The 25446-nt window shown below is 63.6% G+C and carries 25 protein-coding genes and 1 tRNA gene; 17 read left to right on the top strand and 9 right to left on the bottom strand.

The window, feature by feature from the left end:
- The first annotated feature begins 5 nt into the window (after nt 1–5).
- The 4 genes from NLY44_RS22655 (at nt 6) to NLY44_RS22640 (ending at nt 3716) form a co-directional block, all read left to right on the top strand.
- On the top strand, nt 6–1865 hold the full coding sequence (locus NLY44_RS22655; RefSeq protein ID WP_023687566.1) for an ABC transporter ATP-binding protein: 1860 nt from the start codon (nt 6–8) through the stop codon (nt 1863–1865).
- Nucleotides 1862–2683 (top strand): 4-hydroxy-tetrahydrodipicolinate reductase, encoded by an 822-nt coding sequence (gene dapB / locus NLY44_RS22650; RefSeq protein WP_023687567.1) that lies wholly within the window; start codon nt 1862–1864, stop codon nt 2681–2683. The genes NLY44_RS22655 and dapB overlap by 4 nt, the downstream gene beginning before the upstream one ends.
- A 27-nt stretch (nt 2684–2710) precedes the next feature.
- Nucleotides 2711–3331 carry a 2,3-bisphosphoglycerate-dependent phosphoglycerate mutase gene (locus NLY44_RS22645; RefSeq protein WP_023672068.1) on the top strand — a complete coding sequence of 207 codons (621 nt, stop codon included), beginning with the start codon at nt 2711–2713 and terminating at the stop codon, nt 3329–3331.
- A 300-nt stretch (nt 3332–3631) separates the two neighbouring features.
- Nucleotides 3632–3716: transfer RNA gene (locus NLY44_RS22640), tRNA-Leu, on the top strand.
- A 101-nt stretch (nt 3717–3817) separates the two neighbouring features.
- Here NLY44_RS22640 and NLY44_RS22635 read toward each other — a convergent pair.
- From NLY44_RS22635 to NLY44_RS22625, 3 genes are all read right to left on the bottom strand, one after another.
- Nucleotides 3818–4162, bottom strand: a complete 345-nt coding sequence (locus tag NLY44_RS22635; protein ID WP_023672069.1) for a low affinity iron permease family protein — start codon at nt 4160–4162, stop codon at nt 3818–3820.
- Between the two features lie 200 nt (nt 4163–4362).
- Nucleotides 4363–4671, bottom strand: a complete 309-nt coding sequence (locus tag NLY44_RS22630) for a DUF1236 domain-containing protein (RefSeq protein ID WP_023672071.1) — start codon at nt 4669–4671, stop codon at nt 4363–4365.
- A gap of 48 nt (nt 4672–4719) precedes the next feature.
- Complete coding sequence (locus NLY44_RS22625) at nt 4720–4980, bottom strand: hypothetical protein (protein ID WP_245262541.1); 261 nt, start codon at nt 4978–4980, stop codon at nt 4720–4722.
- Between the two features lie 176 nt (nt 4981–5156).
- Here NLY44_RS22625 and NLY44_RS22620 point away from each other — a divergent pair, with 176 nt between their 5' ends.
- The 5 genes from NLY44_RS22620 (at nt 5157) to NLY44_RS22600 (ending at nt 12021) form a co-directional block, all read left to right on the top strand.
- Complete coding sequence (locus tag NLY44_RS22620; RefSeq protein ID WP_023687568.1) at nt 5157–5456, top strand: DUF1236 domain-containing protein; 300 nt, start codon at nt 5157–5159, stop codon at nt 5454–5456.
- Nucleotides 5457–5530: 74 nt separating this feature from the next.
- Nucleotides 5531–5737 (top strand): hypothetical protein, encoded by a 207-nt coding sequence (locus NLY44_RS22615; RefSeq protein WP_023681214.1) that lies wholly within the window; start codon nt 5531–5533, stop codon nt 5735–5737.
- 929 nt (nt 5738–6666) lie between these two features.
- Entirely contained in the window at nt 6667–9813 is a 3147-nt protein-coding gene (locus NLY44_RS22610) for an amino acid permease (protein WP_286455092.1), read from the top strand.
- A gap of 235 nt (nt 9814–10048) precedes the next feature.
- Nucleotides 10049–11716, top strand: a complete 1668-nt coding sequence (locus NLY44_RS22605) for an FAD-dependent oxidoreductase (protein ID WP_023805848.1) — start codon at nt 10049–10051, stop codon at nt 11714–11716.
- The gene (locus NLY44_RS22600) at nt 11716–12021 is read left to right on the top strand and encodes a UBP-type zinc finger domain-containing protein (protein WP_023672079.1); all 306 of its coding nucleotides are present in this window, start codon (nt 11716–11718) and stop codon (nt 12019–12021) included. The genes NLY44_RS22605 and NLY44_RS22600 overlap by 1 nt, the downstream gene beginning before the upstream one ends.
- Before the next feature lie 39 nt (nt 12022–12060).
- Here NLY44_RS22600 and NLY44_RS22595 read toward each other — a convergent pair whose 3' ends face one another.
- From NLY44_RS22595 to NLY44_RS22575, 5 genes are all read right to left on the bottom strand, one after another.
- Nucleotides 12061–12252 carry a hypothetical protein gene (locus NLY44_RS22595; protein ID WP_196814852.1) on the bottom strand — a complete coding sequence of 64 codons (192 nt, stop codon included), beginning with the start codon at nt 12250–12252 and terminating at the stop codon, nt 12061–12063.
- A 132-nt stretch (nt 12253–12384) separates the two neighbouring features.
- Entirely contained in the window at nt 12385–13566 is a 1182-nt protein-coding gene (locus NLY44_RS22590) for a trans-sulfuration enzyme family protein (RefSeq protein WP_023687573.1), read from the bottom strand.
- Entirely contained in the window at nt 13563–14996 is a 1434-nt protein-coding gene (locus tag NLY44_RS22585) for a pyridoxal-phosphate dependent enzyme (protein WP_023687574.1), read from the bottom strand. Before NLY44_RS22585 ends, NLY44_RS22590 begins: the two co-directional genes overlap by 4 nt.
- Nucleotides 14997–15223: 227 nt before the next feature.
- Nucleotides 15224–16591: an FAD/NAD(P)-binding protein gene (locus NLY44_RS22580; RefSeq protein WP_023687575.1), complete on the bottom strand. Its 1368-nt coding sequence runs from the start codon at nt 16589–16591 to the stop codon at nt 15224–15226.
- A 16-nt stretch (nt 16592–16607) separates the two neighbouring features.
- Nucleotides 16608–17084 (bottom strand): RrF2 family transcriptional regulator, encoded by a 477-nt coding sequence (locus NLY44_RS22575; protein ID WP_023805849.1) that lies wholly within the window; start codon nt 17082–17084, stop codon nt 16608–16610.
- Between the two features lie 809 nt (nt 17085–17893).
- Between NLY44_RS22575 and tauA the strand changes: the two genes are divergently transcribed.
- From tauA to NLY44_RS22555, 4 genes are all read left to right on the top strand, one after another.
- Nucleotides 17894–18907, top strand: coding sequence for a taurine ABC transporter substrate-binding protein (gene tauA / locus NLY44_RS22570; RefSeq protein WP_023687577.1), 1014 nt, complete (start codon nt 17894–17896; stop codon nt 18905–18907).
- A gap of 161 nt (nt 18908–19068) precedes the next feature.
- On the top strand, nt 19069–19860 hold the full coding sequence (locus tag NLY44_RS22565; RefSeq protein WP_023805850.1) for a taurine ABC transporter ATP-binding protein: 792 nt from the start codon (nt 19069–19071) through the stop codon (nt 19858–19860).
- Complete coding sequence (locus NLY44_RS22560) at nt 19857–20717, top strand: ABC transporter permease subunit (RefSeq protein ID WP_023805851.1); 861 nt, start codon at nt 19857–19859, stop codon at nt 20715–20717. The genes NLY44_RS22565 and NLY44_RS22560 overlap by 4 nt, the downstream gene beginning before the upstream one ends.
- Before the next feature lie 80 nt (nt 20718–20797).
- Nucleotides 20798–20980 (top strand): hypothetical protein, encoded by a 183-nt coding sequence (locus NLY44_RS22555; RefSeq protein WP_023672089.1) that lies wholly within the window; start codon nt 20798–20800, stop codon nt 20978–20980.
- A 136-nt stretch (nt 20981–21116) separates the two neighbouring features.
- Here the strand turns inward: NLY44_RS22555 and NLY44_RS22550 are convergent, their stop codons facing one another.
- Nucleotides 21117–21386: a GIY-YIG nuclease family protein gene (locus tag NLY44_RS22550; protein WP_023805852.1), complete on the bottom strand. Its 270-nt coding sequence runs from the start codon at nt 21384–21386 to the stop codon at nt 21117–21119.
- Between the two features lie 283 nt (nt 21387–21669).
- On the opposite strand from NLY44_RS22550, the gene NLY44_RS22545 reads away from it, so the two are divergent.
- From NLY44_RS22545 to NLY44_RS22530, 4 genes are all read left to right on the top strand, one after another.
- Nucleotides 21670–22623 carry a sulfonate ABC transporter substrate-binding protein gene (locus tag NLY44_RS22545; RefSeq protein WP_023672091.1) on the top strand — a complete coding sequence of 318 codons (954 nt, stop codon included), beginning with the start codon at nt 21670–21672 and terminating at the stop codon, nt 22621–22623.
- A 69-nt stretch (nt 22624–22692) separates the two neighbouring features.
- Nucleotides 22693–23862, top strand: a complete 1170-nt coding sequence (ssuD, locus tag NLY44_RS22540; protein WP_023672092.1) for an FMNH2-dependent alkanesulfonate monooxygenase — start codon at nt 22693–22695, stop codon at nt 23860–23862.
- Nucleotides 23859–24635 carry an ABC transporter permease subunit gene (locus tag NLY44_RS22535; protein ID WP_023672093.1) on the top strand — a complete coding sequence of 259 codons (777 nt, stop codon included), beginning with the start codon at nt 23859–23861 and terminating at the stop codon, nt 24633–24635. The genes ssuD and NLY44_RS22535 overlap by 4 nt, the downstream gene beginning before the upstream one ends.
- A 7-nt stretch (nt 24636–24642) precedes the next feature.
- A complete protein-coding gene (locus NLY44_RS22530) occupies nt 24643–25446 on the top strand; it encodes an ATP-binding cassette domain-containing protein (RefSeq protein ID WP_023672094.1) in 804 nt (267 codons plus the stop codon).

Raw genomic sequence — 25446 nt, 5'->3', positions numbered from 1 at the left:
GCGATTTGACCGCTCAAAGTCCACTCAAACTGAAAGTCCAGCCAGCTGAGGTCACTGCGGTGCTGCGCCGCATCCTGGCCGAAAACGGTAGTGAATATCGCTGGACCTATGTCGTTGCCATCGGCTGCCTGCTGATTGTTTCCGCCACCACCGCCTTCACGGCGTGGATCATGGCCCCGATGATCAACGAGATCTTCTACGAACGACGCGGCGACATGATCGTCTGGATCTGCGCCGGGTTCATGGCCGCCTCCGTGCTGCGCGGCTTCGCCGGTTACGGCCAGGCGGTCGCGTTGGCCAAGATCGGCAACAATCTGGTCGCCCGCTACCAGAAGCGCAGCTTCGACCATCTGATGAAGCTCGGCGTCGACTTCTTCAACGATACGCGTTCCGGTCGGCTGGCGGCACAGGTCAACGAGAATGTCGGCGGCGTTCGCGATCTGCTGTCGCTGACGCTGACCTCCATCAGCCGCGACGCGGTCTCGCTGATCGCCCTCGTTGGCGTCATGATCTACCAGGATCCGGTGTTGTCGCTCAGCTCGCTGCTGATCGGGCCGCCGCTGATCTGGGCCGTCGTCTACATCACCCGCCGATTGCGGCGCATCAACCGTGAATCGGTGCTGATCAACTCGCGGCTGAACGGGTCCGTACAGGAGGCCACGCAAGGCATCGCCATCGTCAAGGCCTTCACCCTGGAAGCCGAGCTGGCGCGCCGGATCGGCATCATGGCCGATACGGCCGAGCAGCGTAACAACAAGATCGCCCGGGTCGCGGAGCGGCTGTCGCCGATTTCCGAGATTTTGGGCGGTCTCGCCATTACCTCCGTCCTTGCCTATTCCGGCTACCGGGCGCTGGTGCTCGGACAACCACCAGGCGCTGTGTTTTCCTTCATCACCGCGCTGATCATGGCCTACGATCCGGCACGGCGCCTGGCTCGTACGCAGGTCGGTATGGAACGTGCCCTGGTCAACGCCCGGATGATTTACGAGCTGCTCGACCTGGAGCCTAAACAGGGCGATGCGCCCGACGCGGTCGAAGCCAGGATCACCACCGGCGAGGTTCGCTTCGACAATGTGACGTTCGGCTACAGCGCCGACATGCCGGTGATCAGGAACCTGAGTTTCACCGCCGCGGCCGGCAAGGTTACGGCGGTGGTCGGGGCCTCGGGTGCCGGCAAGACGACGCTCGTGGCGCTGCTGCAGCGCTTCTACGATGTCGACAAGGGTTCGATCGAGATCGATGGCCAGGACATTTCCAAAGTCACCAAGCACTCGCTGCGCGGCTCGATCGCCTATGTCTCGCAGGCGCCCTATCTGTTCGAAGGCAGCATACGCGACAACATCCGTTTTGGCCGACTTTCGGCGACCGACGCCGAGATCGAGCGGGCGGCGGTGCTGGCGGCGGCCGACGAGTTCATCCGTCAGCAGCCGCAGGGCTACGACACGCCCGTCGGCGAGGGCGGCTCGACACTTTCCGGCGGCCAGCGCCAGCGCGTCTCGATTGCGCGGGCGATCGTGCGCAACGCGCCGATCCTTTTGCTCGACGAAGCGACCTCGGCGCTCGACAACGAGGCCGAGGCGCGCGTCCAGGAGGCGCTGACCCATGTGATGGAAGGGCGTACCACCATCGTGATAGCGCATCGCCTGTCGACGGTCGTCAACGCCGACCACATTATCGTGCTTGAAGAGGGGCGCCTGGTCGAGGAAGGCACCCATGCCGCACTGATGGCCGATCCAAACAGTGTCTACGCCCGCTTCCACCGCATTCAAGGCAAGAACGGACTGGGGCTTGTCGACGACTCGAAGCCCGTCCAAACTCCGGTCCTGCGCAGCCGCGCCAAGAAGGCGGTGGGGAGAACAGCATGAGCGAATCCGGCGAAATGGGCCTGGTGGTGGTGGGGGCGGCCGGCCGCATGGGCCAGACGCTGATCCGCGCCATCCATTCGATCCCCGGCGCCCGCGTCGTCGGCGCGGTCGAACGAACCGGATCGCCCTATCTCGGCAGGGATGCGGGCGAGCTTGCCGGCATCGGCATCATCAATGTGACGATCGGCGACGATCCGCTGCCGGTGTTCGCCAAGGCCGACGGCGTGCTCGATTTCACCATGCCGGCAGCCACCGTCGAATTCGCAGGCTATGCCGCGCAGGCACGCATTGCCCATGTCATCGGCACCACCGGCTGCTCGGCGGAAGACGACGCCAGGATCGAGGCCGCGGCGCGCCACGCGACGATCGTCAAATCCGGCAATATGAGCCTCGGCGTCAATCTTCTGGCGGTGCTGGTCGAGCAGGCCGCGCGCGCGCTCGGTCCAGAGGATTTCGACATCGAGATCCTCGAAATGCATCACAAGCACAAGGTCGACGCGCCGTCGGGCACCGCCTTGCTGCTCGGCGAAGCGGCGGCGGCGGGACGCGGCATTTCCCTTGCCGGCAACGATGTGCGGTCACGCGACGGCCATACCGGCGTGCGCAAGCCAGGAACGATCGGCTTTGCCAGCTTGCGCGGCGGCTCGGTGGTCGGCGACCACAGCGTCATCCTGGCCGGAACCGGCGAGCGCATCACGCTATCGCACCATGCCGAGGACCGCGCCATCTTTGCCCGCGGCGCGGTCAAGGCCGCGCTCTGGGCGCGCGGCAAGAAGCCCGGACTTTATTCCATGCGGGACGTGCTCGGCTTGAGCTAAACCATCCATAATTTTGAAGGAGCAAACATGTCGGGAACTCTCGTGCTCGTGCGCCACGGCCAGAGCGAATGGAACCTGAAGAACCTGTTCACCGGCTGGCGCGATGTCGACCTGACTGAGCAGGGCCACAAGGAGGCCAAGGAAGCCGGCCAGAAGCTCAAGGCGCGCGGCTTGAAGTTCGACATCGCCTTCACCTCGGCGCTGATCCGGGCGCAGAAGACCTGCCAGCACATTCTAGACGCCGTCGGCCAGAGCGATTTGAAGACGATCCGCGATCAGGCGCTGAACGAGCGCGACTATGGCGACCTCTCCGGCCTCAACAAGGACGACGCGCGCCAGAAGTGGGGCGAGGAGCAGGTGCATATCTGGCGCCGCTCCTACGACGTGCCGCCGCCCGGCGGCGAAAGCCTGAAGGACACCGGCGCCCGCGTCTGGCCCTATTACCTGCACGACATGCAGTCGCATGTTCTGAAAGGCGGCACCGTGCTGGTCGCCGCGCATGGCAATTCGCTGCGCGCACTGATCATGGCGCTGGACGGCAAGAGCGGCGAGGAGATCGTCAAGCTTGAGCTCGGCACCGGCGTGCCGGTGATCTACAAGCTCAACGCCGATTCCACTGTGGCGTCGAAGGACGTGCTGGAGGGGTGAGGTTTTTCGGCCAACGCATTCGCCAAGTCGGCGCTGCCCCTCATTGCCCTGCCGGGCATTTCTCCCCGTATAGTGACGGGGAGAAAGGGCTGGCCGCAGCCTCGGCGCTCTTCTTGTGACGCAGGTGACCGGCGAAAATCATCGATGAGAGCGCCCCTCTCCCCGTCACTGTACGGGGAGAGGATGCCGGCAGGCAGGTGAGGGGCGGCGCTGACCCCCGGGAAACTAAGCCGGCAGGCAGCGGCCCTCGAAAAAGCGCGTTGACACATATCGTTTGCCCGCTTACATGAGCCCGCACCAGCCCAGATGGCGGAATTGGTAGACGCGCACGGTTCAGGTCCGTGTTCCGCAAGGAGTGGAGGTTCGAGTCCTCTTCTGGGCACCAAATTCCCGTTTCGGATAAGTCCGAAATGATTTAGACGCGAAGCAAAAAAGCCCGGTTCCCGGGCTTTTTTGCTGATGGATGACAGATTGTCCAGCGGAGGGTCAATGCGGCGGGCGAACCGCTTTCATTGCTTCTTCTTCGAGTGTCTGGAGCTTCTCCCGAATCTCCTCCGGCTCGGCATGCTCCAAGCCGACGACATCGTTTCTGGTCTCATTCAGCGAAACGATAATCTCATCAAGCTTGGCGTGAATGGCGGCCGTGTCGCGGTAACCCTGGATCAGCACAACGCCGGTGATCACGATGGCCGCTACCGACAATGCGTAGGTGACCACATTCGTCAGGCCGAATGGCACCAACGCAGTACAGAGCAGCATGGCTACAAGAAGGACATAGAAGCCCGGTGGCCGGGATAGAAAGTCGCCCATCACAAAGAGGAAGCGGTTCATATCCAGGCCGCGGTCAAAAATGCCACGAGTGCGGTGACGGCTACGCAAATTGGAATTGCTGCGAGTAAGGCAGCTTCCAGGACCCAAGTTTCCTTGTCGCTAAACATCAGACATCCTCCCGTTCAGAAAACGGCTGCCCGTAGAGCCTTCACAGCGCAGCCAAAGCCCGCCGCTCCTGATCGGAGCGGCGGGCTCGCGCGTTACTCGATGATCTGCACGACCTTGCGCGTGTCGGGATCGACGAGAACCGCATGATCTCCGACAACCGTATACTTGTAGCGGACATCCGGAACGTCGATTGCGTGGAGCTCGACAGTGTCGGGAAGTGCCGTGCCGACGTTGAGTTCGACGCCGAGCAAACTGACTGAGGCCAGCTTCTGCTTATGGATATATTCGCGAACGACCGTCTGTTGTTCGGGCTTGAGAACAATAACATCCTCGGCAAACGAGGTGCCGATGCCCGCCATAAGGACGAGGGCGCCGGCGGCGCTGACGAAATACCTGGTCATGGGAATTTCCTTTTCATAGGTCAGTTTGAAGGCGTGGATACGAGCAGATCAGCCGCCACTCGCAGGGGCTGGGGCAGGTGCCGCAGGCTTTGCAGGTGCAGCCGGAGCTTCCACCTTTGGCGCTTCAACCTTGACGTTGATATCCTTGCCGCCGTCGCCGCGGATATTGATCACGCCGGTAAAAATAAGCAACACTACGACCGCAATAAGTGCAAGAACAACAGCAATCGCAGTGCCGCCGCCACCCCCAGAATTAACAACAGTTGGGCCGTCGGCCATGTGTTCCTCTCCTGTTTTATTTAGTTGCATTTGGGAAACGCCTGCCCCGCTTGAACGTTCCGCCTCGGGACTTGGGTCTTAGCTGATATCCGACTTTGGTCTGGTTCGCCGCGGACTGAAGTCACAGGAACAATCTGGCTGATCTCAAGTTCGGTCCCTCGGCGAACAGGCGTGGTGCCGTCGCCGGATTACGCGAGGAGAAAACCATGAAAATCCACTTTGCAAGTGCCGCTGCAGGCTTGTTGCTTTTGGCTGGCGTCGGCAGCGCCGCAGCTCAGGATGTCGTCATCACACCGGAGCAGGATACGGTCGTCCGCGAATACGTGAAAAAGCAGCCGCTGGCTTCGGTGAAGATCCCGGGCGTGGAGCTGAACGTCGGCAGTGCCTTGCCTGATACGGTCGAGCTGCACGAAGTTCCCAACGTCAAATACCGCTATGTCGTGGTCGACAACCGCACCGTCCTGGTCGACCCCGGCACCCGGAAAATTGTGAAGGTCTACGACTGATCGAATAGCTGCCGCCCGCCGCCGGCCATGGCGGCGGGCAGCGGATTTCACATTGCGCTCCAGGATGATCGAAGATGATCGATGACGTCGAGACATCGCCAGCCCTTGATACCCGCCTGGGTTCTCTCAGGGCGAGAATGCGCGATGCGCGCATAACAGAGGCCGACATGAAGACCTTTCAGAAAGTCGCATCCATCATGGTTGGCGGCAGTGGCCGCATCAGCGGCGATGACCTGATTGCAGCGTCGTTCGTCCTCGAGGACCAGCCGGAAGGCTTGTGAGGCGGAGTACTCACGTGTGCAGGCGCCCGCAACGCTGATCCCAAGTGTTCTGGTGCTGAACACATTCCTGCTACGGGCCGGCGTCGAAGGCGTGCCCGCTGGCGAGGTCGCGTCGCGCTCAAGCATCGTCCAGAACACCATGTCGCCGCATGTGACGATACTCGGCCATGCTAGCCGATGCGGGCGCCATAGAAAATCACCGCGGTCGGCAGAACCGGGCAGGCCGGTCCAGAGCGTCGCCACGCCTGTGGTCAGAAATGTCACCGAGGCCAGTTTGGTGCAGATCGGATGATGGTAGCGAGCGATCGCCATATCGACCGTACGGGCGCCGGCCTGGGAAGGACCCACCAGCGCGCCAAGGCCGACCGCCGCGCCCAGCGTGGTCGGCGCGCTGTTTGCCCTGCAACGCGGGGCTATGCTGCATGCTCGCACAAGTTAGCTCCAACTTGAGGCACGGCGTGAAGTCTCGGTGCTTGCCCCCATGATGGCGAGGTACGAAGTCAAAAGCGGTCAATGTGCTTAGCGATCTACAGTCGACTTCAGCCGCCGTTTCGAATGATGGCGCCCCGCAATCACGAGATTTGTCGATAATAATCGATATTAGGCTGTATCCGCGACTATCCCTCATAGTGGGCGATTAGATAAAATTGATATGATATCCCAGATCGGAGGAGATCGATCCATTCGGGCCGGCATCAGCATGATTGAACCGCAGCTACCGCAAGTTGACAGCGATCATCGGGCGGATCTGGTTTGGTACGAAGTCTTAATACGTCTCACCTAAGGTCCAACTTTGACTTCGGGAGCGCGACGTTCGACAGACATATCTCCGCAGGTTACATTCGCCAGTCAGACAGCGCTCCGCACTCGAATGGATGTCTCTGAATGCCGGGCCTCACGCCTTCACGACCGCACCCGAGAACCTTGGGATGGATGGGCACGACAGCGCTCGCCATGGGTGGCAGCAATCAAAGCCTGTTTCTGATTGCCGCCCTTTTGTCGGTCAGGGGAATATTCCCGGTCAAGGAAGCGCTGCGGTTCCTTTGCTCGTTGTTGGTCTGCTTCTAGGCTGGGCCGCCGCGCCTGCGTGGACCGAATTGGTTCTCATGTGGCCAAACCGCGTCGGCGGTATCTCTGCAGCGTGCGCCGAAGCCTTCCGACCTTACAGTCCCGTTCTCTCGGCTCTGACGGGCACCTGCTATTGGTGGGGTTGGGTGCCGACCTGCGGACTGACAGCGGTTCTTTCAGCGTCTGCAATCCAGCAATGGTACCTGCCGGGCCTCCCCGTGGAGGCGGTCGCCTGCGGGCTCATCGCATTCTTTACGGCGGTCAACCTGTGTGGAATCAAGTGGGTGGTCCAACTGGCGATCCCGATCGCCACTGCCTCCGCGACGCTTGCGTTTCTCTCATCCCTCGTCCCGGTCATCAGTGGCTCGGTCGACTGGCGGCAGGCGACGGATTTTGCCCTGACCAGCCCGTTTACCGGCCTGTTCGGCGACATCACGTCGGTGATGGCGGGACTGTACCTGATCGGGTTTGCCGCACCGGCATTTGAGGCTGCAGCCTGCCATGTTGGCGAAACCATCGATCCCAACCGCAACATTCCTCTGGCGATGTGGGCCAGCGCCGCAATGGCCGGCGTCTATTTCCTGGTCCTGCCGGTTGTCTGGCTGGGTGTGCTCGGGCCGGAGCCGCTCGGCACCGACCTCGCCATAGCTCTCGGGCCCACCTTTGCGCCCTTGTTGGGGAGTTTCGGCAAGGCGGCCGCCATCTGGCTCATCATGCTGAACATGTTCCATGGAACGTTGCAGCCATTGGCAGGCGCCGCGCGGACCCTTGCGCAGCTGAGCGAAGACGGCCTGCTGCCGAGCTTCCTGGCCAGGCGCACCTCAACAGATTGTCCCTGGGCGGCAACGCTGCTCACAGCTGCCGCGGCAATCGGCTTCATGCTGTGCGGGTATCCGCTCTGGATGATCGCCGCGGCCAATTTTACGTACCTGATCAGCATCTGCATGCCAAACATCGCAGTCTGGCTCTTGCGCCGTGACAGTCCCGAAGCCGAGCGACCCTTCCGGGCTCCCAGGGGAACGATCATCCTTGGCGTAGGCGCGGCTGCAATATGGCTGTTGACCGCCATACTGGGATTTCAGCAATTTGGCCTTCCTACCGTCCTGTTCGGTCTGGCTTTGGCATATTCGGGTGCTGCGCTATACGCCTGGCGCACGATGGAGGATCGATACGCACTCGGTCTACCCTTGCTGCCACATACGCTTCACCTGAAGCTTACCGGAGCCATGCTTTTTGTGCTCGTGCTTGACGGTGCCGGCTATTTCCTGGCGATCGGCAGCGTTCCCCAAGGCGACACTTCATTGGTCGCCGCGCTGGAGGACATTTTTGTCGTTGTCGCGCTGCTGACCATCAGCGTTGGCCTGATCTTGCCGGGAATGATCACCCATTCGGCGACAGAGGTGAGCAACGCGGCAAAGCGTCTGACATCCGGAACGCTGAAAGACTTCTCTCTCGCCATGGTCGCCCTGGGGCGGGGAGACCTCGCGGCGGCGCATGCCTCCGTGAATATCATGCCGGTTACGGTAAACTCTCGTGACGAACTTGGAGAGATGGCCGAAAGCTTCAACCTGCTCCAGGACAAGGTGAGGGAAGCCGCCCACGGCCTGGACGACGCGCGCGAGAACATGAACGTAGCGCGCACCGAACTGATGGCACGGCACGAGGAAATCGCGCATCTCGCGCACCACGATCCGCTTACCGGCCTGGCGAACCGGGCCGCGCTTGCAGCACACCTGGCCACGACGCTCGAGCGCGCAAAAGCAACGCACGCCAGCTTTGCCGTCTTCAGCATCGACCTTGACCATTTTAAAGAGGCGAACGACGTTTTCGGGCACGCCGCCGGCGACGATCTGCTTTGCACCATTTCCCGGCGTCTCCAAACCGCGGCGCCTGAGGCCTTTATCGCGCGCATGGGCGGCGACGAATTCACGGTTGTCCTGGCCATGGATGACCGGTCCGCGAGTGCCAAGGACGTTGCGGACCGTCTGTTCGAATCGGCGGCAGGCAAATTCGAAATCCGGGGCCAGCACATTTCGATCGGGGTGAGCATCGGGGCGGCGATCTATCCGAAAGACGGAGAGAATGCAGCGGCGCTGATGGCAAATGCCGACGCAGCGCTCTACCGGGCCAAGGCGGACGGTCGTCGAATGGTGCAATTCTTCGATCCTGAGATGGATAAGCGGCTAAGAGAGCGCTACGCCTTGCAGCGAGATTTGCGCTCTGCGGTCGCCCATGGCGAACTTGTGCTTCATTATCAGCCGCAAGCCAGGATGGACGGCGAAATTTTCGGCTTCGAGGCACTCGCCCGATGGCACCATCCAAAGCATGGGCTCATCTCCCCAAACGCGTTTGTCTCGCTTGCCGAACAGGATGGCACGATCGTTGAGATAGGTGAATGGACGCTCAGGCAGGCGTGCAGAGACGCGGCCTCCTGGCCCTCACCGCTGCAGATCGCCGTCAACCTCTCTCCCGTGCAATTCCGTTTCGGCGACCTGGTAGGCCTCGTTCATTCTATTCTCTACGAGACCGGCCTTGCTCCGGGGCGGCTGGAACTGGAAATCACGGAAGGGGTTCTCATCCGCGACCGGGCAACTGCCTTGTCGGTTTTGCGGAGGTTGAAGGCGTTGGGCGTCAGGGTCTCGATGGATGATTTTGGCACGGGGTATGCCTCGTTGTCCTCGTTGCAGGCGTTTCCATTCGACAAGATCAAGATCGATCGCAGTTTTGTTTCGGGTGTCGGTTCGAATGCCCAATCGGCGGCCATCGTTCGCACGATACTCAGCCTGGGGAATGCGCTGGCCTTGCCTGTCATCGCGGAGGGTGTCGAAACAGAGGACGAGCGTGCCTTCCTGATGAAGGAAGGATGTCCCGAAATCCAAGGATATCTGGTGGGGCGCCCGCATCCGATAGCGCTCTACAAAGATGTGACGAATGGGCTTTCGCCGGGATCTGCCTTCGGGGAGCCCGAGGATACCACCGCACCCCAGGCGCTTGGCGTAACGCGATAGCCGCGGCGCCGTTCGTCGGCGCGCTGCTCCTGCAACACACCGGTGATCGAGGACTGCCGACGGTACTGCTCGGGCTCGCCCTTATAAAGGTCGCACTGGTCAGCGCGCTGTTTGCCTTGCAGCGCGGGGCCATGCGAAGCATCCGAACCAGCTGGCGCGGGAGCCACCTCCCCTTCCGGCCAGTCCTCCAACAAACCACTTCAAACCCGGCCGTCTCGGCGCTACGTTCGCACCTATGGCCCCACCCACCCAGCCGATCACCGTCACCCGCCGCGACCAGATGTTTCCCATCCTGGGCGACGCCGATATCGAGCGCATGCGCCGGTTCGGCGAGGCGAGTTCCTATGCCGCCGGCGAGCACATCGTCACCGCCGGCACCGTGGCGCCGGGGCTGATCGTCATCCTGTCGGGCACGGTCGATATCACCCAGGATGTCAGGCCCGGCCGGCGCGAGACCATCGTCACTCATGGTCCGGGCAATTTCATCGGCGAGCTGGCGCAGCTTTCCAGCCGGCCGTCGCTGGTCAATGCGGAGGCGGCCGAGCCGGTCGAGGCCTTCGTCATCCCCTCGCAGCGGCTGCGCGACCTGATGGTGCAGGAGGCAAGCCTTGGCGAGCGGATCATGCGGGCGCTGATCCTGCGCCGCGTCGGGCTCCTGGAAAGCGGCAGCAGCGGACCGATCGTCGTAGGTCCGACCGGCAATGGCGACACGCTGCGGCTGCAGGGATTTCTGCGCCGCAGCGGCCAGCCGCACCGCGCGCTCGATTCCGACAGCGACCCGTGCGCCAAGACGCTGATTGAGCATTTTCATGTCGACCCGCACCATCTGCCGATCGTGCTCTGCCCCAACGGCAAGCTGATGCACAATCCCGGCGAAACCGAACTTGCCCGCTGCATCGGCCTGCTGCGGCCGATCGATCCCGACATGGTCTATGACGTCGCCATTGTCGGCGCCGGGCCGGCGGGGCTGGCGGCCGCGGTCTATGCGGCATCCGAAGGGCTGTCGACCATCGTGCTCGATTGCCGCGCCTTCGGCGGCCAGGCCGGCGCCTCCGCGCGCATCGAGAACTATCTGGGTTTCCCCACCGGCATTTCCGGCATGGCGCTGATGGCGCGCGCCTACAACCAGGCGCAGAAATTCGGCGTCGAAATAGTCATCCCGGACGAGGCCAAGCTGCTCGGTGCAGCAGGCGAGGGCTACACGCTTACCGTCGGCGACGGTGAAAGCCTGCGCGCACGCACGGTGGTAATCGCCAGCGGCGCCCGCTACCGCCGCCTCGACATCGCCAAGCTGGCCGAGTTCGAGGGCACGTCGGTGCATTACTGGGCCTCGCCGATCGAAGCGCGGCTATGCACAGGGCAAGAAGTGGCGCTGGTCGGCGCCGGCAATTCGGCGGGGCAGGCGGCCGTCTATCTCGCCAGCCAGGTGCGCAAGGTGACGATGCTGGCGCGCCGCGGCGGCCTCAGGGAAACCATGTCGCGCTATCTGGTCGAGCGTATCGAGGCGCAACCCAACATCGAGGTGCTTGGCGAGACCGAGATCGAGGCGCTGGAAGGCGAAGGCGGCAATCTCACCCAGTTGCGTTGGCGCAACCCCGGCGGCGTCGAGACGCGGCCGATCCAGCATCTCTTCCTGTTCATCGGCGCCGACCCCAACACCGATTGGCTGGCTGGGTGCGATATCGCGCTCGACGCCAGGGGCTTCGTGCGCACCGGCGCCGACATAGGGGCGGGCCAGATGGAGACCAGCCGCAGCGGCGTGTTCGCCATCGGCGACGTGCGCTCCGGCTCGGTCAAGCGGGTCGCCGCCGCCGTCGGCGAAGGCGCCCAGGTGGTGGCTGCCTTGCACGCCTATCTCGCGCGACCCGACGCAGCAGCGCCCGAACTGGCCAGGAGAGCATAATGGATGAATGCAAACACACGCGCGACATCAAGACGGTGACGCCGAGCGCGCTCGGCTGCGAGGAATGCCTGAAGAGCGGCTCGATGTGGGTGCATCTCAGGCTCTGCCGCACCTGCGGCCATGTCGGCTGCTGCGACGACTCGCCCAACCGCCACGCCACCAAGCATTTCCACGCCACCAAGCACCCGATCATCGAAGGCTACGACCCGCCGGAAGGCTGGGCCTGGTGCTTTGTCGACGAGGCGTTCATCGACCTGGAAGGCGACGTGACGCCGCAGAACGGCCCGATCCCGAAGTTTTTCTGAGGCGGCCGTTCCCGGGCAGGCAAGCCGACGGCCGTGCCGCTATTTCACCGAGCCCGTAACCGTGCGGTCGAGGGCGTCGGAACTGTGGTCGTTGCCGGCAAGAGCGGCAATGATCAGAAGGCTGGCGACGACCGGGACAAACAGGATGGCCACGCGGGCCTGCACATAAAAAATGGCGCGCCATTCGCTGCGCTTTTCCGGGTTGTTGTCCATCACACTCACTCTCGCCATGCCTCCCCGGGGCGGGACATAGCGGCGAAGAGTTAAGCAAAAGCTGCTGAATGTGTTAACGCGCGGCGGATTGGGATTTAATCTCGACGGTCAGCGCCGCCCCTCATTGTCATCGGTACGCATCCGGTACGCCTACCCCCGCAGCGCCTGGTCCAGGTCGGCGATCAGATCATCGCCATCCTCTATCCCCGCCGACAACCGCACCAGCGAATCCGAAATGCCGATTTCCGCGCGCTTTTCCGCCGGGATCGAGCCGTGCGTCATCAGCGCCGGGTGTTCGATCAGGCTTTCGACGCCGCCGAGGCTTTCAGCCAGCGTGAACAGTTGCGTCCGTTCCAGGAAGCGTTTGGTGCCGGCGAGGTCGCGGTCGAGGTCGACCGAGATCATGCCGCCGAAGGCATGCATCTGTTGGACGGCGATGGCGTGCTGCGGATGGCTGGCCAGGCCGGGATAGACGACGCGGCGCACATCTTTTCGCGCCTCCAGCCACTGCGCAATCTTCAGGCCGTTCGTGGAATGCCGCTCCATCCTGAGCGCCAGTGTCTTGATGCCGCGCAGCGCGAGAAAACTGTCGAAGGGACCGGAGATGGCGCCGGTGGCGTTCTGCAGGAATTTCAGCTGGGCGGCGAGATTCTTGTTGTCGCCGACGATGGCGACGCCGCCGACCATGTCGGAATGGCCGTTGAGATATTTTGTCGTCGAATGGACGACAATGTCGATGCCGAGTTCCAGCGGCCGCTGGATGTAGGGGCTGCAGAACGTGTTGTCGGCGACCGTCAAAACCCCTTTGCGCCTGGCGAGTGCCGCAACGCCTTCGAGGTCGACGATACGCAGCAGCGGATTGGTCGGAGTTTCGACCCAGAGCAGTTTTGTCTCCGGGCGAATCGCTGCTTCCACCGCCGCCAGATCGGTGAAGTCCACAAAACTCACCTGCAGATTGGCCGAGCGCTTGCGCACCCGCTCCATCAGCCGGAACGAGCCGCCATAGATGTCGTCGGTTGCAACGATATGGGCGCCGCTGTCGAGCAGCTCGAGCACGGTCGAGATCGCCGCCAGGCCGGAAGCAAAGGCAAAGGCCGCCGAGCCGCTCTCGAGATCGGCCACCGCGCGCTCGAAGGCAAAGCGGGTCGGGTTTTGGCTGCGGGCGTACTCAAACCCCTTGTGCACGCCGGGCGACTGCTGGCCATAGGTCGAGGTCGCGTAGATCGGCACCATCACCGCGCCGGTCAGCGGGTCATGGCTCTGGCCGCCATGGATGGTGCGCGTGGAAAAAGCCAGGCGGTTCTTGCCCGATGGGGATGTTTCAGCAGTCATCGTGCGCGCCTCAAATGGTTGATCAGGTCGATACGGGTTATCAGGCCGACGAACTCGTCGCCATCGAAGATGATGGCGACCTCGTTGCGGTCGAACACCGGCAGCAGCGCATCCAGCGTCTGGCTGGCCTGCAGCGTGTGCAGATTGGAGGTCATGGCGGTGCGCACCGGGGCGTTGAAACGGTCCCAGCGGCCGTCATAGGGGCCGTCGACCTTGGCCAATATATCGCCCTCATCGATAATGCCGACCAGCTTGCCGTTGTCCAGCACCGGCAGCTGCGAGACATCGGAGCGGCGCATGCGGCCATAGGCGTTGAGCAGGCTTTCGTCGGGGCCGACATAAACGGTGTCGCCGGTGCGGTGCGAGCGCATGACGAGGTCGCGCAGATCGCCATGCTGTTCCTGTTCGGCCAGCCCCTGCTCGGCCAGCCAGAAATCGTCGAACACCTTGGACAGATATTTGTTGCCGCTGTCGCAGACGAAGGTGACGACGCGTTTTGCTGTCGTCTGCTCGCGGCAATAGCGAAGCGCGGCCGACAGCAGCGTGCCGGAAGACGAGCCGGCGAGAATGCCTTCCTTCGAAAGCAGGTCCCGCACCGCCAGCATGCTCTGCTTGTCTGGGATGGAATAGGCTTTCCTGACCAGCGACAGATCGGCATTGGGCGGCACAAAATCCTCGCCGATGCCTTCGACGGTCCAACTGCCGGCCTCTTCCATCTTGCCGGTCTTGATCAGCGGCGCCAGCACCGATCCGACGGGATCGGCCAGCACCATTTCGGTTTTCGGCGATGTTCTGGCGAAATAGCGGCCAAGCCCGGTCAGCGTGCCGCCGGAGCCGACGCCGACGACCACGGCGTCGAGGTCGCCGTCGAGCTGGGCAAGGATTTCCGGTCCGGTGGTGGTCTCATGCGCCTCAGGGTTGGCCGGGTTGGCGAACTGGTTGGCGTAGAAGGCGCCGGGCGTTTCCGATGCGATCTTCTCGGCCATGTCCTGGTAATATTCGGCATGGCCCTTGCCGACATCGGAGCGGGTCATGCGCACTTCGGCGCCGAGCGCGCGCAGATGCTGGATCTTTTCGCGCGACATCTTGTCGGGCACGACGAGGATGATGCGGTAGCCCTTGGGGATGCCGACCTGGGCGAGGCCGAGACCGGTATTCCCGGCGGTCGCCTCGACGATGGTGCCGCCGCGCTTCAGCTTGCCTTCCTTCTCGGCCGCGGCAATCATCGACAGCGCAATGCGGTCCTTGATCGAGCCACCGGGATTCTGGCTTTCGAGCTTGATGAACAGCCGGCACTTGCCGGTGTCGAATTTGGTCAATTCGACCACCGGCGTCTGGCCGATGAGGTCGAGCACCGAGGCGTATGGCGGACGCAGGCGCGATAACGTGCCGTCCGAACTGCCTGGCGCAGCTTTTCCGTGCTCGCTCATGTCGATGTGCTCCCTTGAACAAGCGACCGCCTCGGGGGCAGAGCGGCAGCGTAGCTTCTTTTCCGGCCGTTTGCAGTCGGAAAGAAGGTAGATCGTGCCAATCAACCGGCGAGAGGGGGAATGGAATTCCAGTTTGAGGCGGGCTTTGGACTCAAGCCCAACACCCTCCGTAGCGATCCTTCCCACTCCCCTCTGAGGGGAGTGCTATCCCGCCGACGTCAACAGCTTTACCCCAGCAGCTGCTTGCTCAGCCTAGCGCATTGCACGCGGATGTCGGGGATGGCGTCGATCTCGAAGAAGGTGCCGCGGGTCAGCGGCCCGACGGCGAGGATCTTGGCCGATGCGGTGCCGTCGCCGGCGATGATTTCGCACTTGGCCGTTACATCGAGGCCAAGCCGCAGCGGGTCGGGCCGCGCCAGGCCGCGGTCGACCAGCGAGCGCACGACGCTGTTTGACGTCGTCGAGATGTCGCGGGCGATGCCGGTGCAATCATAGATGCGCGCGACCTGCAGCGTTTCCAGCGCCTTTGTGTGGCGGGACTGGATGCCGACGGTGAATCCATCGCCGGCCTCGATGCCGAGGACACGGCCGGCGACCGGGCGGATGCGGCCGGTGCGCACCGCCTCGGTGACGCGGGTATGTACCTCGGGCGCCAGCCGATGGCGATGGATGTCCCACCAGGCCTTGGTGTGCTCGACGAAGCGGCGCTTGGCCGAGGACGGCCAGTTCTGCCAGATCTTCTGGTTGAAGGGTCGCAGCCCATCGACGACGTCGCGCCAGTCGATGCCGGCCTTCTGGTTTTCTCGGATCAGGTCGCGGAACCAGCCGACGAAATAGGAGAGCTGCGTGCCGAGCGGAATGTCGGCGACGTCGAGCTTGATCGGGTTGCCCTTGCGGTGCGGCGACGGCAGCAGGCCGCGCCGCGACACGGCGACGATCTCGCCGCGATGGCCGCGCTGCTCGAGCGACAGGAAGGCATCGACCATGCTGAGCCCGGTGCCCAGCACCAGCACGCGGGCTTCAGGATCGAGCGCGGTGTCGGCCTCGGCGCCCATGCGGATGGCGTGGCCCTGGCCGGCGCCGGGCTGCTCGTCATGGCCGGTGGCAAGCACCGCCAGATGCGCGACGACGCTGGTGCCGTTGGCCAGCACCACTTCGACGCCGGACGATGTCGGCGAGATCGACAGGCTTTCCTCGCGAATCAGCCTGAGACGGCCGGTTTCCTTTTCGCGCGCTTCGAGCTCGTCGAGCACTTCCTTGAGGTAGCGGGCATAGACGCTGCGCGGTGCATAGAAGGGTGTCTGCGGCGTCTGTTCCTGGCTTATCAGGCCGCGCCCCTGCAACCAGCGCCAGAAATTCAGGGGATCGTCGGCATAGGCGCTCATCCCCGCAGCGCTGACATTCAGCACGTGCGCCGACAAAAGCGTCGAATAGGCGATGCCCTGGCCGAAATGCGGACGCTTTTCGATCAGCGTGACGCGAAGGTCCGGGTTGGGCGACTTCAGCAGATGAGCGGCCAACACGACGCCGCTGGCGCCGCCGCCGACGATGATGATCGAGCTGGGGATGATCGAATTGGCGCGCGCGACGCTCATGCGAGCACGCTCAGGATCAGGCGGGGACCTTTTGCGCCGGCGCAAGCTCGTCGATGTCCCTCGCGACCGGAAGGTCGTCGAGGACGATGTCGCGCATCTCGGCCAGCGTGCGCTGGTCGAGCACCTCGGCGATCGCCTGCCGGACCTCGAGCATCAGATGTCGGACTTGGCATGTCGCCTCATTGCAGTCTTCACAGCGCTGATACTGGGTGCGGCTGGCGCAGGGGATGGGCGCCAGCGGTCCGTCGAGCACGCGCACGACATGGCCGACCTTGATCTCGTCGGCCGGGCGCGCCAAGCGATAGCCGCCATCCTTGCCCTTGCGGCTCTGGACGAAACCGGCTTTGCGCAATTCGCCCAGAATGGCGTCGAGGAATTTCTTCGGAATGTTGTTGCCGCTGGCGATGTCGCCGACAAAGGCGAGCTGTCCCACCGGCAGTTGCGCCAGATGGACCAGCGCCTTGAGGCCGTACTTGCCTTTTTTGGTGAGCATAGACCGAATGTTTCTCTGTCAGGCGATGGCCCAAAACCATCGGTTTCGAAACGCCTGACGTGCCTCCCCGCCGCGTGCAAGCTGCTTCGACACATAAATTCTACTGACATGATATACAAGCCGAGAAACCTTGATTTTGCTTCGTTTTCACGCCGCAGGGGCCACTTTAGCAAGGCTTTGTGCCGTTAAGGTCACAGCCAGCCGCGAGCGATTGCGGCGATGAGCGGCGGCTCCTGCTCCCAATGTCGATAAGATTACTATACTTACCCTCGAACACGCGGAACGTGTTTTCAAATCAACCGTCTTTTACAGCATGGATTTGCGCCATTTGGGGCTTTGCCGGGAATTTTGGGTCGCAGCCCGCGGATCGGCGAAACATGACTCCCGACAACTCGGGCGCCGCCCTGCGCCCGATATCAGGACGCCGCCTTGCCGCTCTGAGGCCGGGCGGCCTTGGCGGCCACCGGCACGCCGCTTGACCGCAGCATCCAGCGGTGGCCGTCGCTGCGGAAGTCGGTGAGGCTCAACGGCTCGACATCGATCCTGCGGCAGGCCGCAAGCGGCGCGCCGAGCACAAATCAGGCCTCTTCCGTAGGGAGGGTTGGCAGGACCACCAACTCTTCAGCACCTTGGGGGCGCCGTTTGCGTTTGCGCACGGTTCGGCACGGGCCGGTCACCGCGCCCGCATCAGCCGGTGGTTTTTTTCTAACAAGTGCTTCTTGCTTGGAAGGATTTAACTCTACAAGAATGATAGAATTAGCTGACTATGAACAGGCATCCGGTTTTTCTCATTTTTCATGGAGCCTTTCATGTCCAGCATTTCGCGACGCATTGTCCTCCTGTCGTCGGCAGCTTTGGCGGGTGCGGCCTTCCTCGGCCCGGCCCAGGCGCAGGACCTCAACATCACCATCGGCTACCAGACGGTGGTCGAACCTTCCAAAGTAGCGCAGGCCGACGGCGCCTATGAAAAGGCGACCAAGGCCACGATCGACTGGCGCAAATTCGATTCCGGCGCCGATGTCATCGCCGCCGTCGCATCCGGTTCGGTCGATATCGGCTATGTCGGCTCGAGTCCGCTGGCCGCGGCCGCCAGCCGCGAACTGCCGATCCAGACCATCTTTGTCGTCGGCCTGATCGGCCAGTCCGAGGCGCTGGTCGCCCGCAATGGATCCGGCATCGAGAAGATCGCCGACCTCGCCGGCAAGAAGGTGGCGGTGCCGTTCGTGTCGACCACGCATTACAGCCTGCTTGCCGCGCTGAAGCACGAAAACGTCGACCCGAAGTCGGTCGAAATCCTTAATCTCAGGCCACCGGAAATAGCCGCCGCGTTCGCTCGCGGCGACATAGACGCGGCCTATGTCTGGGATCCGGCGCTCGGCCAGATCAAGACGACAGGCAAGGTGGAGCTGGATTCCTCGCAGGTTGCCGCCTGGGGCGCGCCGACCTTCGACGCCTGGATCGTGCGCACCGACTTCGCCGAAAAGAACCCGGACGCCGTGCGCGATTTCGTCAAGGTGACCGGCGAATCCTATGCCCAGTTCCTGGCCAAGCCCGAGGCATGGTCGGTTTCGTCGCCGGAAGCGGCCAAGATCGCCAAGATCACCGGCGCCAAACTGGAAGAGGTGCCGCAGCTCCTCAAGGGTTACGTCTTCCCGACATTGGAAGAGCAGGCTTCCGACAAATTCCTCGGCGGCGGCACGGTCAAGGCGATCGAGGCAGCTTCGGCCTTCCTCAAGGAGCAGGGCAAGATCGACGCCGTGCTGCCCGACTATTCGAAATACGTGTCGTCGAAATACGTGACCGAGGCTCTGGCCTCGAACTGATCTTCAGTTTTACGCAATTCCGGACGGAAAACCGCTTCACACTTTTCCTGGAATTGCTCTGAACACGCGCGGTTTCCTCTTCCCTGACGCCGCGTGCTGCCTGTCCCGGATCCGCTCAACGAGGGCCGGGGCAGGCTGATTTTCTTCCGGAGCCCCTTTTCATGCCGCATCTCGTACTCGACCCGCATCTCGTACTCGACAAGGTCTCGGTTCACTATGACGGCCAGGCAGCGCCGGCGGTCGACCGAGTTTCCATCGATGTCGCCAAGGGCGATTTCGTCGTGCTGGTCGGCCGCTCCGGCTGCGGCAAGACCTCGCTGCTCAATGTCGCCGCCGGCCTGGTCGAGCCTGGGCGCGGGGTCGCCACGATCGGCGGCCGGCCGATCACCGGCCCAGGCTCCGACCGGGCGGTCGTGTTCCAGAACGATGCGCTGTTTCCCTGGCTGACGGCCCGTGAAAACGTCGCCTTTGCGCTCAGGCTGCGCGGCGTGCCGCAAGCCGAGCGGGCGCGCCGCGCCGACCAGTTGCTGGCGCTGGTCAAGCTTGACGGCGTCGGCGACAAACGCATCTGGGAATTGTCCGGCGGCATGCGCCAGCGCGTCGGACTCGCCCGTGCACTCGCCGCCGAACCGGAATTCCTGCTGCTCGACGAACCGCTCGGCGCACTCGATGCGCTGACGCGCGAGCGCATGCAGACGACGCTGCTCGACCTGTGGACCGCAAGCCGGGTTGGCGTGCTGATGGTCACGCACGGCATCGAGGAGGCGCTGGTGCTGGCCACAAGCATCGTCGTGCTGGCGCCGGGACCTGGCCATGTGGTGCGGACATTCGAGACCGGTTTCAGCCGGCGCTATGCCGCAGGCGAGCCGATCCGCGCCATCAAGGCCGATCCGGCCTTTGCCGCGGCGCGCGGCGAACTGACCGACGCGATCTTCGAAGGAGAGGTGGCATGAGCGTCACCTCCTACAGCGAGCGGCCGGCCGCCGCGACCGGCGAGGCCGATGCCCTTTCGGTGCCGTGGTCGCGGCCGGTGCGGAAGCGGCGCGGGGTTTCCTCGCGGGCGATCAGCGCCGTCACCATCCTGGTCGTGCTGGCGGCATGGGCGCTGTCTGCGCGCCTGCAACTGGTGTCGCCGGTGTTCCTGCCGTCGCCCGCCGCCGTGTGGACCAAGTTCATCGTGGTGATCAAGGACGGCTTCGTCGACGCGACTTTGCTGCAGCATATCGTCGCCAGCCTCGGCCGCGTGTTCGCGGCGCTGCTCGCGGCCATCGTCATCGGCGTTCCGGTTGGGCTGGCTATCGGCATTTCGACGGTCGGGCGCGGCATCTTCGATCCCTTGCTCGAATTTTTGCGGCCGATCCCGCCGCTCGCCTATCTGCCGCTGGTCATCATCTGGTTCGGCATCGGCGAGCCGTCAAAGATCCTGGTGATCGCCATTGCCATGCTGGCGCCGGTGGCGCTGTCGACGGCCTCGGGCGTGCGCGGTGTCTCAAAGGAGCGCATCGATGCGGCGCGTTCGCTTGGTGCGACGCAGCGCCAAGTGGTGCGCCATGTCATCCTGCCCAGCGCGCTGCCGTCGATCCTCACCGGCCTGCGCATCGCGCTCGGCGCCGGCTGGTCGACGCTGGTTGCAGCCGAGCTGGTGGCGGCAACGCGCGGCCTCGGCTTCATGATCCAGTCGGCCGCCCAGTTCCTGGTCACCGATGTCGTGGTGATGGGAATAGTGGTGATCGCGACAATAGCCTTCGTGCTGGAATTCATTATCCGCCGGATCGAGCGTCAGCTGGTTCCGTGGGCGGGAAAGGAATGACAACAAGTTCTGCCGGTTTGACCGGCTGCTTCCCTTCGCAGCACGGCGACCGCCGACCCCGGAACAGAAGGAGTGATGTCATGACCCAGTCCACCGCGGTGCTGTTCGCCCATCTCGGCAACTGGCTGCTCGCCTGGCGGGAGAACTCGTCGTCGCAGCCGCAGCCGAAATCGCCGGCCCCCGTGCAACTCGACGCCGAACGCGACCGCCTGCCGCCACGCGACGAGGGATTTTACTGGGCCTGGCAGTATTGGTCGCAGTGAGGTGATGGTGATTAGCGCCAGCCTTCGCGATTTCGTCATCCTAGGGCGAAGCAAGGAGCGAAGCGACGCGGCGCAGACCCTAGGATCCATGCCGAGACGCTGATGCTACGCTCCAGGGGAGCAACAAACCGGGCGCCTACCACCCGGTTCCGCGAAACAGCTCAAACCACTCCGGATTGGCCTTCTCTATCAGTTCGATCTTCCACTGTCTCGGCCATCGCTTCAGCGACTCGGTGATGTCGAAGAATTCCTCATACCAGACCAGCCGTTGAACACCGTAGCGGCTGGTGAAGCCTGCGCCCTGGCCGGATTTGTGTTCAGGCATGCGGCGGGCGAGATCGTTGGTGACGCCGATGTAGATCGTGCCGCGTTTGTGGCTTGCAGTCATGTAGACGTAGCCGGTCATGGTTTCAGGGTATCGAGCCTCGGTTCGCGCACAAGCGACATTCTGATCCGTTCCACTCTACGGCAAACGTCGCGGCATGGATCCTAGGGTCTGCGCCGCGTCGCTTCGCTCCTTGCTTCGCCCTAGGATGACGAGTGCTGGGTTCTGAAGAAAATATTTCCACGTCAAGCAGCCAACTCGCAAAATCGTTTCTCTACTAAATTTATAGACCTACCTAGCCTTGTCTCTCATCCACGGCAGGGAGCCCTTCCCGGCGCCGGTTCGCAGCGAAGGAAGAGGGATCATGTTCAGCCTGACCAGACGCGTTTTCGGCCTTGGCCTTTTGGCGGCGGGCATTGCTGCCTCGCTCAGTGCCTCGGCGCAAGAGTTGAAGCAGCTCAACATCGGCTATCAGAAGACCGGCCTGCCGGTCATCGCCCGGCAGCAGCAGGTGATCGAGAAGGCGCTGAGCGACAAGGGTGTCGCGGTGAAATGGGTCGAATTCACCGCCGGCCCGCCGTTGGTCGAGGCGCTCAATGTCGGCGCCATCGATGTCGGCTGGACCGGCGACGCACCGCCAATCTTCGGCCAGTCGGCCGGCGCCAACATCGTCTATGCGGCGGCACTGCCGGCCAATGGCGACGGCGAAGCGATCTTCGTCAAGCCGGCATCGCCGATCCAGTCGCTCGCCGGCCTCAAGGGAAAGCGCATCGGCGTCGGCAAAGGCACCAGCGCGCACAATCTGCTGGTCGCGGCACTCGAAAAAGCAAACATCCCCTTCGACCAGATCACCCCGGTCTATCTCAGCCCGGCCGATGCCGCGGCGGCTTTCGCCAGCGACCAGATCGATGCCTGGGCGGTCTGGGATCCGTTCTACGCCATCGCCGAGACACGCTACCAGCCGCGCGTGCTGGCGCGCTCCAGCGAGGTGCTCAAGGTGAACACCTATTTCCTCGCCAACAAGGATTTCGCCAAGGCGCATCCGGAGACGATCACCACGACGATAGCGGCGCTCGGCGTGGCGGCGAAATGGGCGGACGCGAACCGCGACAAGGTTGCCGCGGCGCTGCATGAGGTGACCGGCGTGCCGCTCGATGCACAGACGATCGCGGCCAATCGCACCAAATTCGGCATCTTCCCGATCACCGACGAGATCATCGCCGGCCAGCAGGCGACAGCCGATCGCTTCTACAAGCTCAAGCTGATCCCGAACGCGGTGCGCATCTCCGACGCCGTGTGGACCGCACCGGGCAATTGAACTTTCTTGTGTGGCGCCGGGCGGAAAACGCCCGGCGCCTTTGCCGTTTCAAGCCTCAGGGATTTCGCCATGACCGCTTCATCAAGCCCGCAAGCCGGCCCGCTCGATTTCTTCTGGTTCATCCCGACGCATGGCGACGGCTCCTATCTCGGCTCCGAACAGCAGCAGCGGCCGCCGGAGTTCGCTTACTTCAAGGAGATCGCACAGGCCGTCGACCGGCTCGGCTTTCCCGGCGTGCTTTTGCCGACCGGGCAGAATTGCGAGGATTCGTGGATCACCGCCTCCGGCCTTGCAGCGCTGACGGAAAAGCTCAAATTCCTGGTGGCGCTACGGCCCGGCGTGACGTTGCCCACCTTCGCGGCGCGCCAGACGGCGGCGCTCGACCGGCTGAGCAATGGCCGCCTGCTGCTCAATGTCGTGGTCGGCGGCAACCCGACCGAGCTTGCCGGCGATGGCGTGTTCCTGCCGCATGACGAGCGCTATGCGCAGGCGCAAGAGTTTCTGACCATCTGGCGCGCGCTGGTGTCGGGCGAGAGCGTCAACTTCAACGGCAAATATTACCGCGTCGACAATGGCCGTCTTGATCTTCTGCCGCAACAGGAGCGGCCGCCGCTCTATTTCGGCGGCTCGTCCGATGCCGGCCAGGAGCTCGCCGCCGATCTCGTCGACATGTACCTGACCTGGGGCGAGCCGCCGGCGCAGGTGGCGGAAAAACTCAGCGCGGCGCGCAACAAGGCTGAACGGCGCGGCCGCAAACTGCGTTTCGGCATCAGGCTGCATTTCATCGTGCGCGAGACCGAGGAAGAGGCCTGGCGCGCCGCCGACCGGCTGATCAGCCACGTCACCGATGCCCAGATCGAAAATGCCCAGGCCCGCTTCACCAAGGAGATGGACTCTGTGGGACAGCGGCGCATGGCCGAACTGCATGGCGGCCGCCGCGACCGGCTGGTGGTGTCACCCAATCTGTGGGCCGGCGTCGGCCTGGTGCGCGGCGGCGCCGGCACCGCGCTGGTCGGCTCGCCGGAGCAGATCGTCGAGCGCATCCGCGAGTATCAGGCGATCGGCATCGACACCATCATCGGCTCTGGGTACCCGCATCTCGAGGAAGCCTACCGTGTCGCCGAGCTTCTGTTCCCGCGTCTCGGCCTGGGCACCAGGCGGGCACGGGCGCATGAGAACATCGCCAATGAATTCGCCGTCGGCTTCCACGGCGCCAACCGCCTGCAGGCCTCGTCGTGAGTTTTGCCCGGCGCGTCAAACAGAACGGCATCGGCTGGCTGCTGCCGGCGCTGGTCATAATTGGCTGGGAAGCCGCCAGCCGCGCCGGCGTGATGCCGGCCAATGTGCTGCCGGCGCCGAGCGCGGTGGCCGAGGCCTTCTGGCGGCTGACGCTGTCGGGCGAGCTGATCGAAAACATCGGCGTCAGCACGCTGCGTGCGCTGGCCGGCTTTGCCATCGGCGGCTCGATCGGCTTTGCACTCGGCCTTGCCAACGGGCTGTCGGCGCTCAGCCGCGGCCTGACCGACACGACGCTGCAGATGATCCGCAACATCCCGCATCTGGCGCTGATCCCGCTGGTCATCCTGTGGTTCGGCATCGACGAGGAAGCAAAACTGTTCCTGGTGGCGCTCGGCGTGTTCTTCCCGATCTACGTCAACACGCTGCTCGGCATCCAGAGCGTCGACCCGCAGCTGGTCGAGATGGGCCGGGTCTACGGCATGGACCGCCGCGCGTTGTTTTTTCAGGTGATCCTGCCCGGCGCGCTGCCGGCGATCTTCGTCGGCCTGCGCTATGCGCTGGGCATCATGTGGCTGACGCTGATCGTTGCCGAAACCATCTCGGCCAGTTCCGGCCTCGGCTACATGGCCATGCAGGCACGCGAATTCCTGCTGATCGATGTGGTCGTGCTGTCGATCCTGATCTATGCGCTGCTCGGCAAGCTTGCCGACAGCTTCGCCCGCCTGCTCGAGCGGCTGTCGCTCGGCTGGCATCCCGCCTTCCAGAACGCCTGAGGGTTCGATGCCAACCGCCAGCCTGACCGCCATCCGTTCCTTCGTCGCCGCGCCGGAACCGTCACGGCCGGAGGAGGCCGTCGAAAGGCAGCGCGCCTTTGCCTTCAAGGGCATGGAAAAGCGCTTTGGCGACAAGGTCGTGCTCGACTGCATCGATCTCGACGTGCCGGTCGGGCAGTTCGTTGCCGTCATCGGCAAGAGCGGCTGCGGCAAGAGCACGCTTTTGCGGCTGCTGGCCGGGCTCGACCGGCCGACGGCAGGATCGCTGACATTCGGGCCGGAAGCCAAGGCCGGCGCTGGCGAAGAGAGCCGCTTCATGTTCCAGGAGCCGCGGCTGTTGCCCTGGGCCAGCGTGGTGAAAAACGTCGAGGTCGGGCTGACCGGGCTTGCCACCGGTGCGGAAGCCAGGCGGCGCGCGCTCGCCATCCTGGGTGAAGTCGGCCTCGCCGACCGCGCCGACGAATGGCCCTCGGTGCTGTCGGGCGGCCAGAAGCAGCGCGTGGCGCTGGCGCGTGCACTGATCGGACAGCCTCGGATCCTGGCGCTCGACGAGCCGCTCGGCGCGCTCGATGCGCTGACCCGCATCGAAATGCAGCAGCTTCTGGAACGTATCTGGCTGGAGCAAAAATTCACCGCCGTGCTGGTGACGCATGACGTCGCCGAGGCGGTTGCGCTCGCCGACCGGGTGGTGGTGATCGACGAGGGCCGCATCGCGCTCGATCTCGACGTGTCGGTGGCGCGGCCGCGCCGGCGTGGTTCGGTCGAGCTTGCCAGGCTGGAGGGCAGGATTCTGGATCAGCTGTTCGGGTAG

Source organism: Mesorhizobium sp. C089B (genome assembly GCF_030323125.1).
Classification (GTDB): Bacteria; Pseudomonadota; Alphaproteobacteria; order Rhizobiales; family Rhizobiaceae; genus Mesorhizobium.
Note: the sequence above shows the minus strand (reverse complement) of the source record. Positions and strands in the feature narration are given on the sequence as shown.

What these genes read in the sequence shown, in the direction of transcription:
- dapB (WP_023687567.1), top strand. Translation starts at nt 1,862, where the DNA reads ATGAGCGAATCCGGCGAAATGGGCCTGGTGGTGGTGGGGGCGGCCGGC.
- NLY44_RS22645 (WP_023672068.1), top strand. Translation starts at nt 2,711, where the DNA reads ATGTCGGGAACTCTCGTGCTCGTGCGCCACGGCCAGAGCGAATGGAAC.
- NLY44_RS22635 (WP_023672069.1), bottom strand. Translation starts at nt 4,162, where the DNA reads ATGAACCGCTTCCTCTTTGTGATGGGCGACTTTCTATCCCGGCCACCG.
- NLY44_RS22630 (WP_023672071.1), bottom strand. Translation starts at nt 4,671, where the DNA reads ATGACCAGGTATTTCGTCAGCGCCGCCGGCGCCCTCGTCCTTATGGCG.
- NLY44_RS22625 (WP_245262541.1), bottom strand. Translation starts at nt 4,980, where the DNA reads ATGCAACTAAATAAAACAGGAGAGGAACACATGGCCGACGGCCCAACT.
- NLY44_RS22620 (WP_023687568.1), top strand. Translation starts at nt 5,157, where the DNA reads ATGAAAATCCACTTTGCAAGTGCCGCTGCAGGCTTGTTGCTTTTGGCT.
- NLY44_RS22615 (WP_023681214.1), top strand. Translation starts at nt 5,531, where the DNA reads ATGATCGATGACGTCGAGACATCGCCAGCCCTTGATACCCGCCTGGGT.
- NLY44_RS22610 (WP_286455092.1), top strand. Translation starts at nt 6,667, where the DNA reads ATGGATGGGCACGACAGCGCTCGCCATGGGTGGCAGCAATCAAAGCCT.
- NLY44_RS22605 (WP_023805848.1), top strand. Translation starts at nt 10,049, where the DNA reads ATGGCCCCACCCACCCAGCCGATCACCGTCACCCGCCGCGACCAGATG.
- NLY44_RS22600 (WP_023672079.1), top strand. Translation starts at nt 11,716, where the DNA reads ATGGATGAATGCAAACACACGCGCGACATCAAGACGGTGACGCCGAGC.
- NLY44_RS22595 (WP_196814852.1), bottom strand. Translation starts at nt 12,252, where the DNA reads ATGGCGAGAGTGAGTGTGATGGACAACAACCCGGAAAAGCGCAGCGAA.
- NLY44_RS22590 (WP_023687573.1), bottom strand. Translation starts at nt 13,566, where the DNA reads ATGACTGCTGAAACATCCCCATCGGGCAAGAACCGCCTGGCTTTTTCC.
- NLY44_RS22585 (WP_023687574.1), bottom strand. Translation starts at nt 14,996, where the DNA reads ATGAGCGAGCACGGAAAAGCTGCGCCAGGCAGTTCGGACGGCACGTTA.
- NLY44_RS22580 (WP_023687575.1), bottom strand. Translation starts at nt 16,591, where the DNA reads ATGAGCGTCGCGCGCGCCAATTCGATCATCCCCAGCTCGATCATCATC.
- NLY44_RS22575 (WP_023805849.1), bottom strand. Translation starts at nt 17,084, where the DNA reads ATGCTCACCAAAAAAGGCAAGTACGGCCTCAAGGCGCTGGTCCATCTG.
- tauA (WP_023687577.1), top strand. Translation starts at nt 17,894, where the DNA reads ATGTCCAGCATTTCGCGACGCATTGTCCTCCTGTCGTCGGCAGCTTTG.
- NLY44_RS22565 (WP_023805850.1), top strand. Translation starts at nt 19,069, where the DNA reads ATGCCGCATCTCGTACTCGACCCGCATCTCGTACTCGACAAGGTCTCG.
- NLY44_RS22560 (WP_023805851.1), top strand. Translation starts at nt 19,857, where the DNA reads ATGAGCGTCACCTCCTACAGCGAGCGGCCGGCCGCCGCGACCGGCGAG.
- NLY44_RS22555 (WP_023672089.1), top strand. Translation starts at nt 20,798, where the DNA reads ATGACCCAGTCCACCGCGGTGCTGTTCGCCCATCTCGGCAACTGGCTG.
- NLY44_RS22550 (WP_023805852.1), bottom strand. Translation starts at nt 21,386, where the DNA reads ATGACCGGCTACGTCTACATGACTGCAAGCCACAAACGCGGCACGATC.
- NLY44_RS22545 (WP_023672091.1), top strand. Translation starts at nt 21,670, where the DNA reads ATGTTCAGCCTGACCAGACGCGTTTTCGGCCTTGGCCTTTTGGCGGCG.
- ssuD (WP_023672092.1), top strand. Translation starts at nt 22,693, where the DNA reads ATGACCGCTTCATCAAGCCCGCAAGCCGGCCCGCTCGATTTCTTCTGG.
- NLY44_RS22530 (WP_023672094.1), top strand. Translation starts at nt 24,643, where the DNA reads ATGCCAACCGCCAGCCTGACCGCCATCCGTTCCTTCGTCGCCGCGCCG.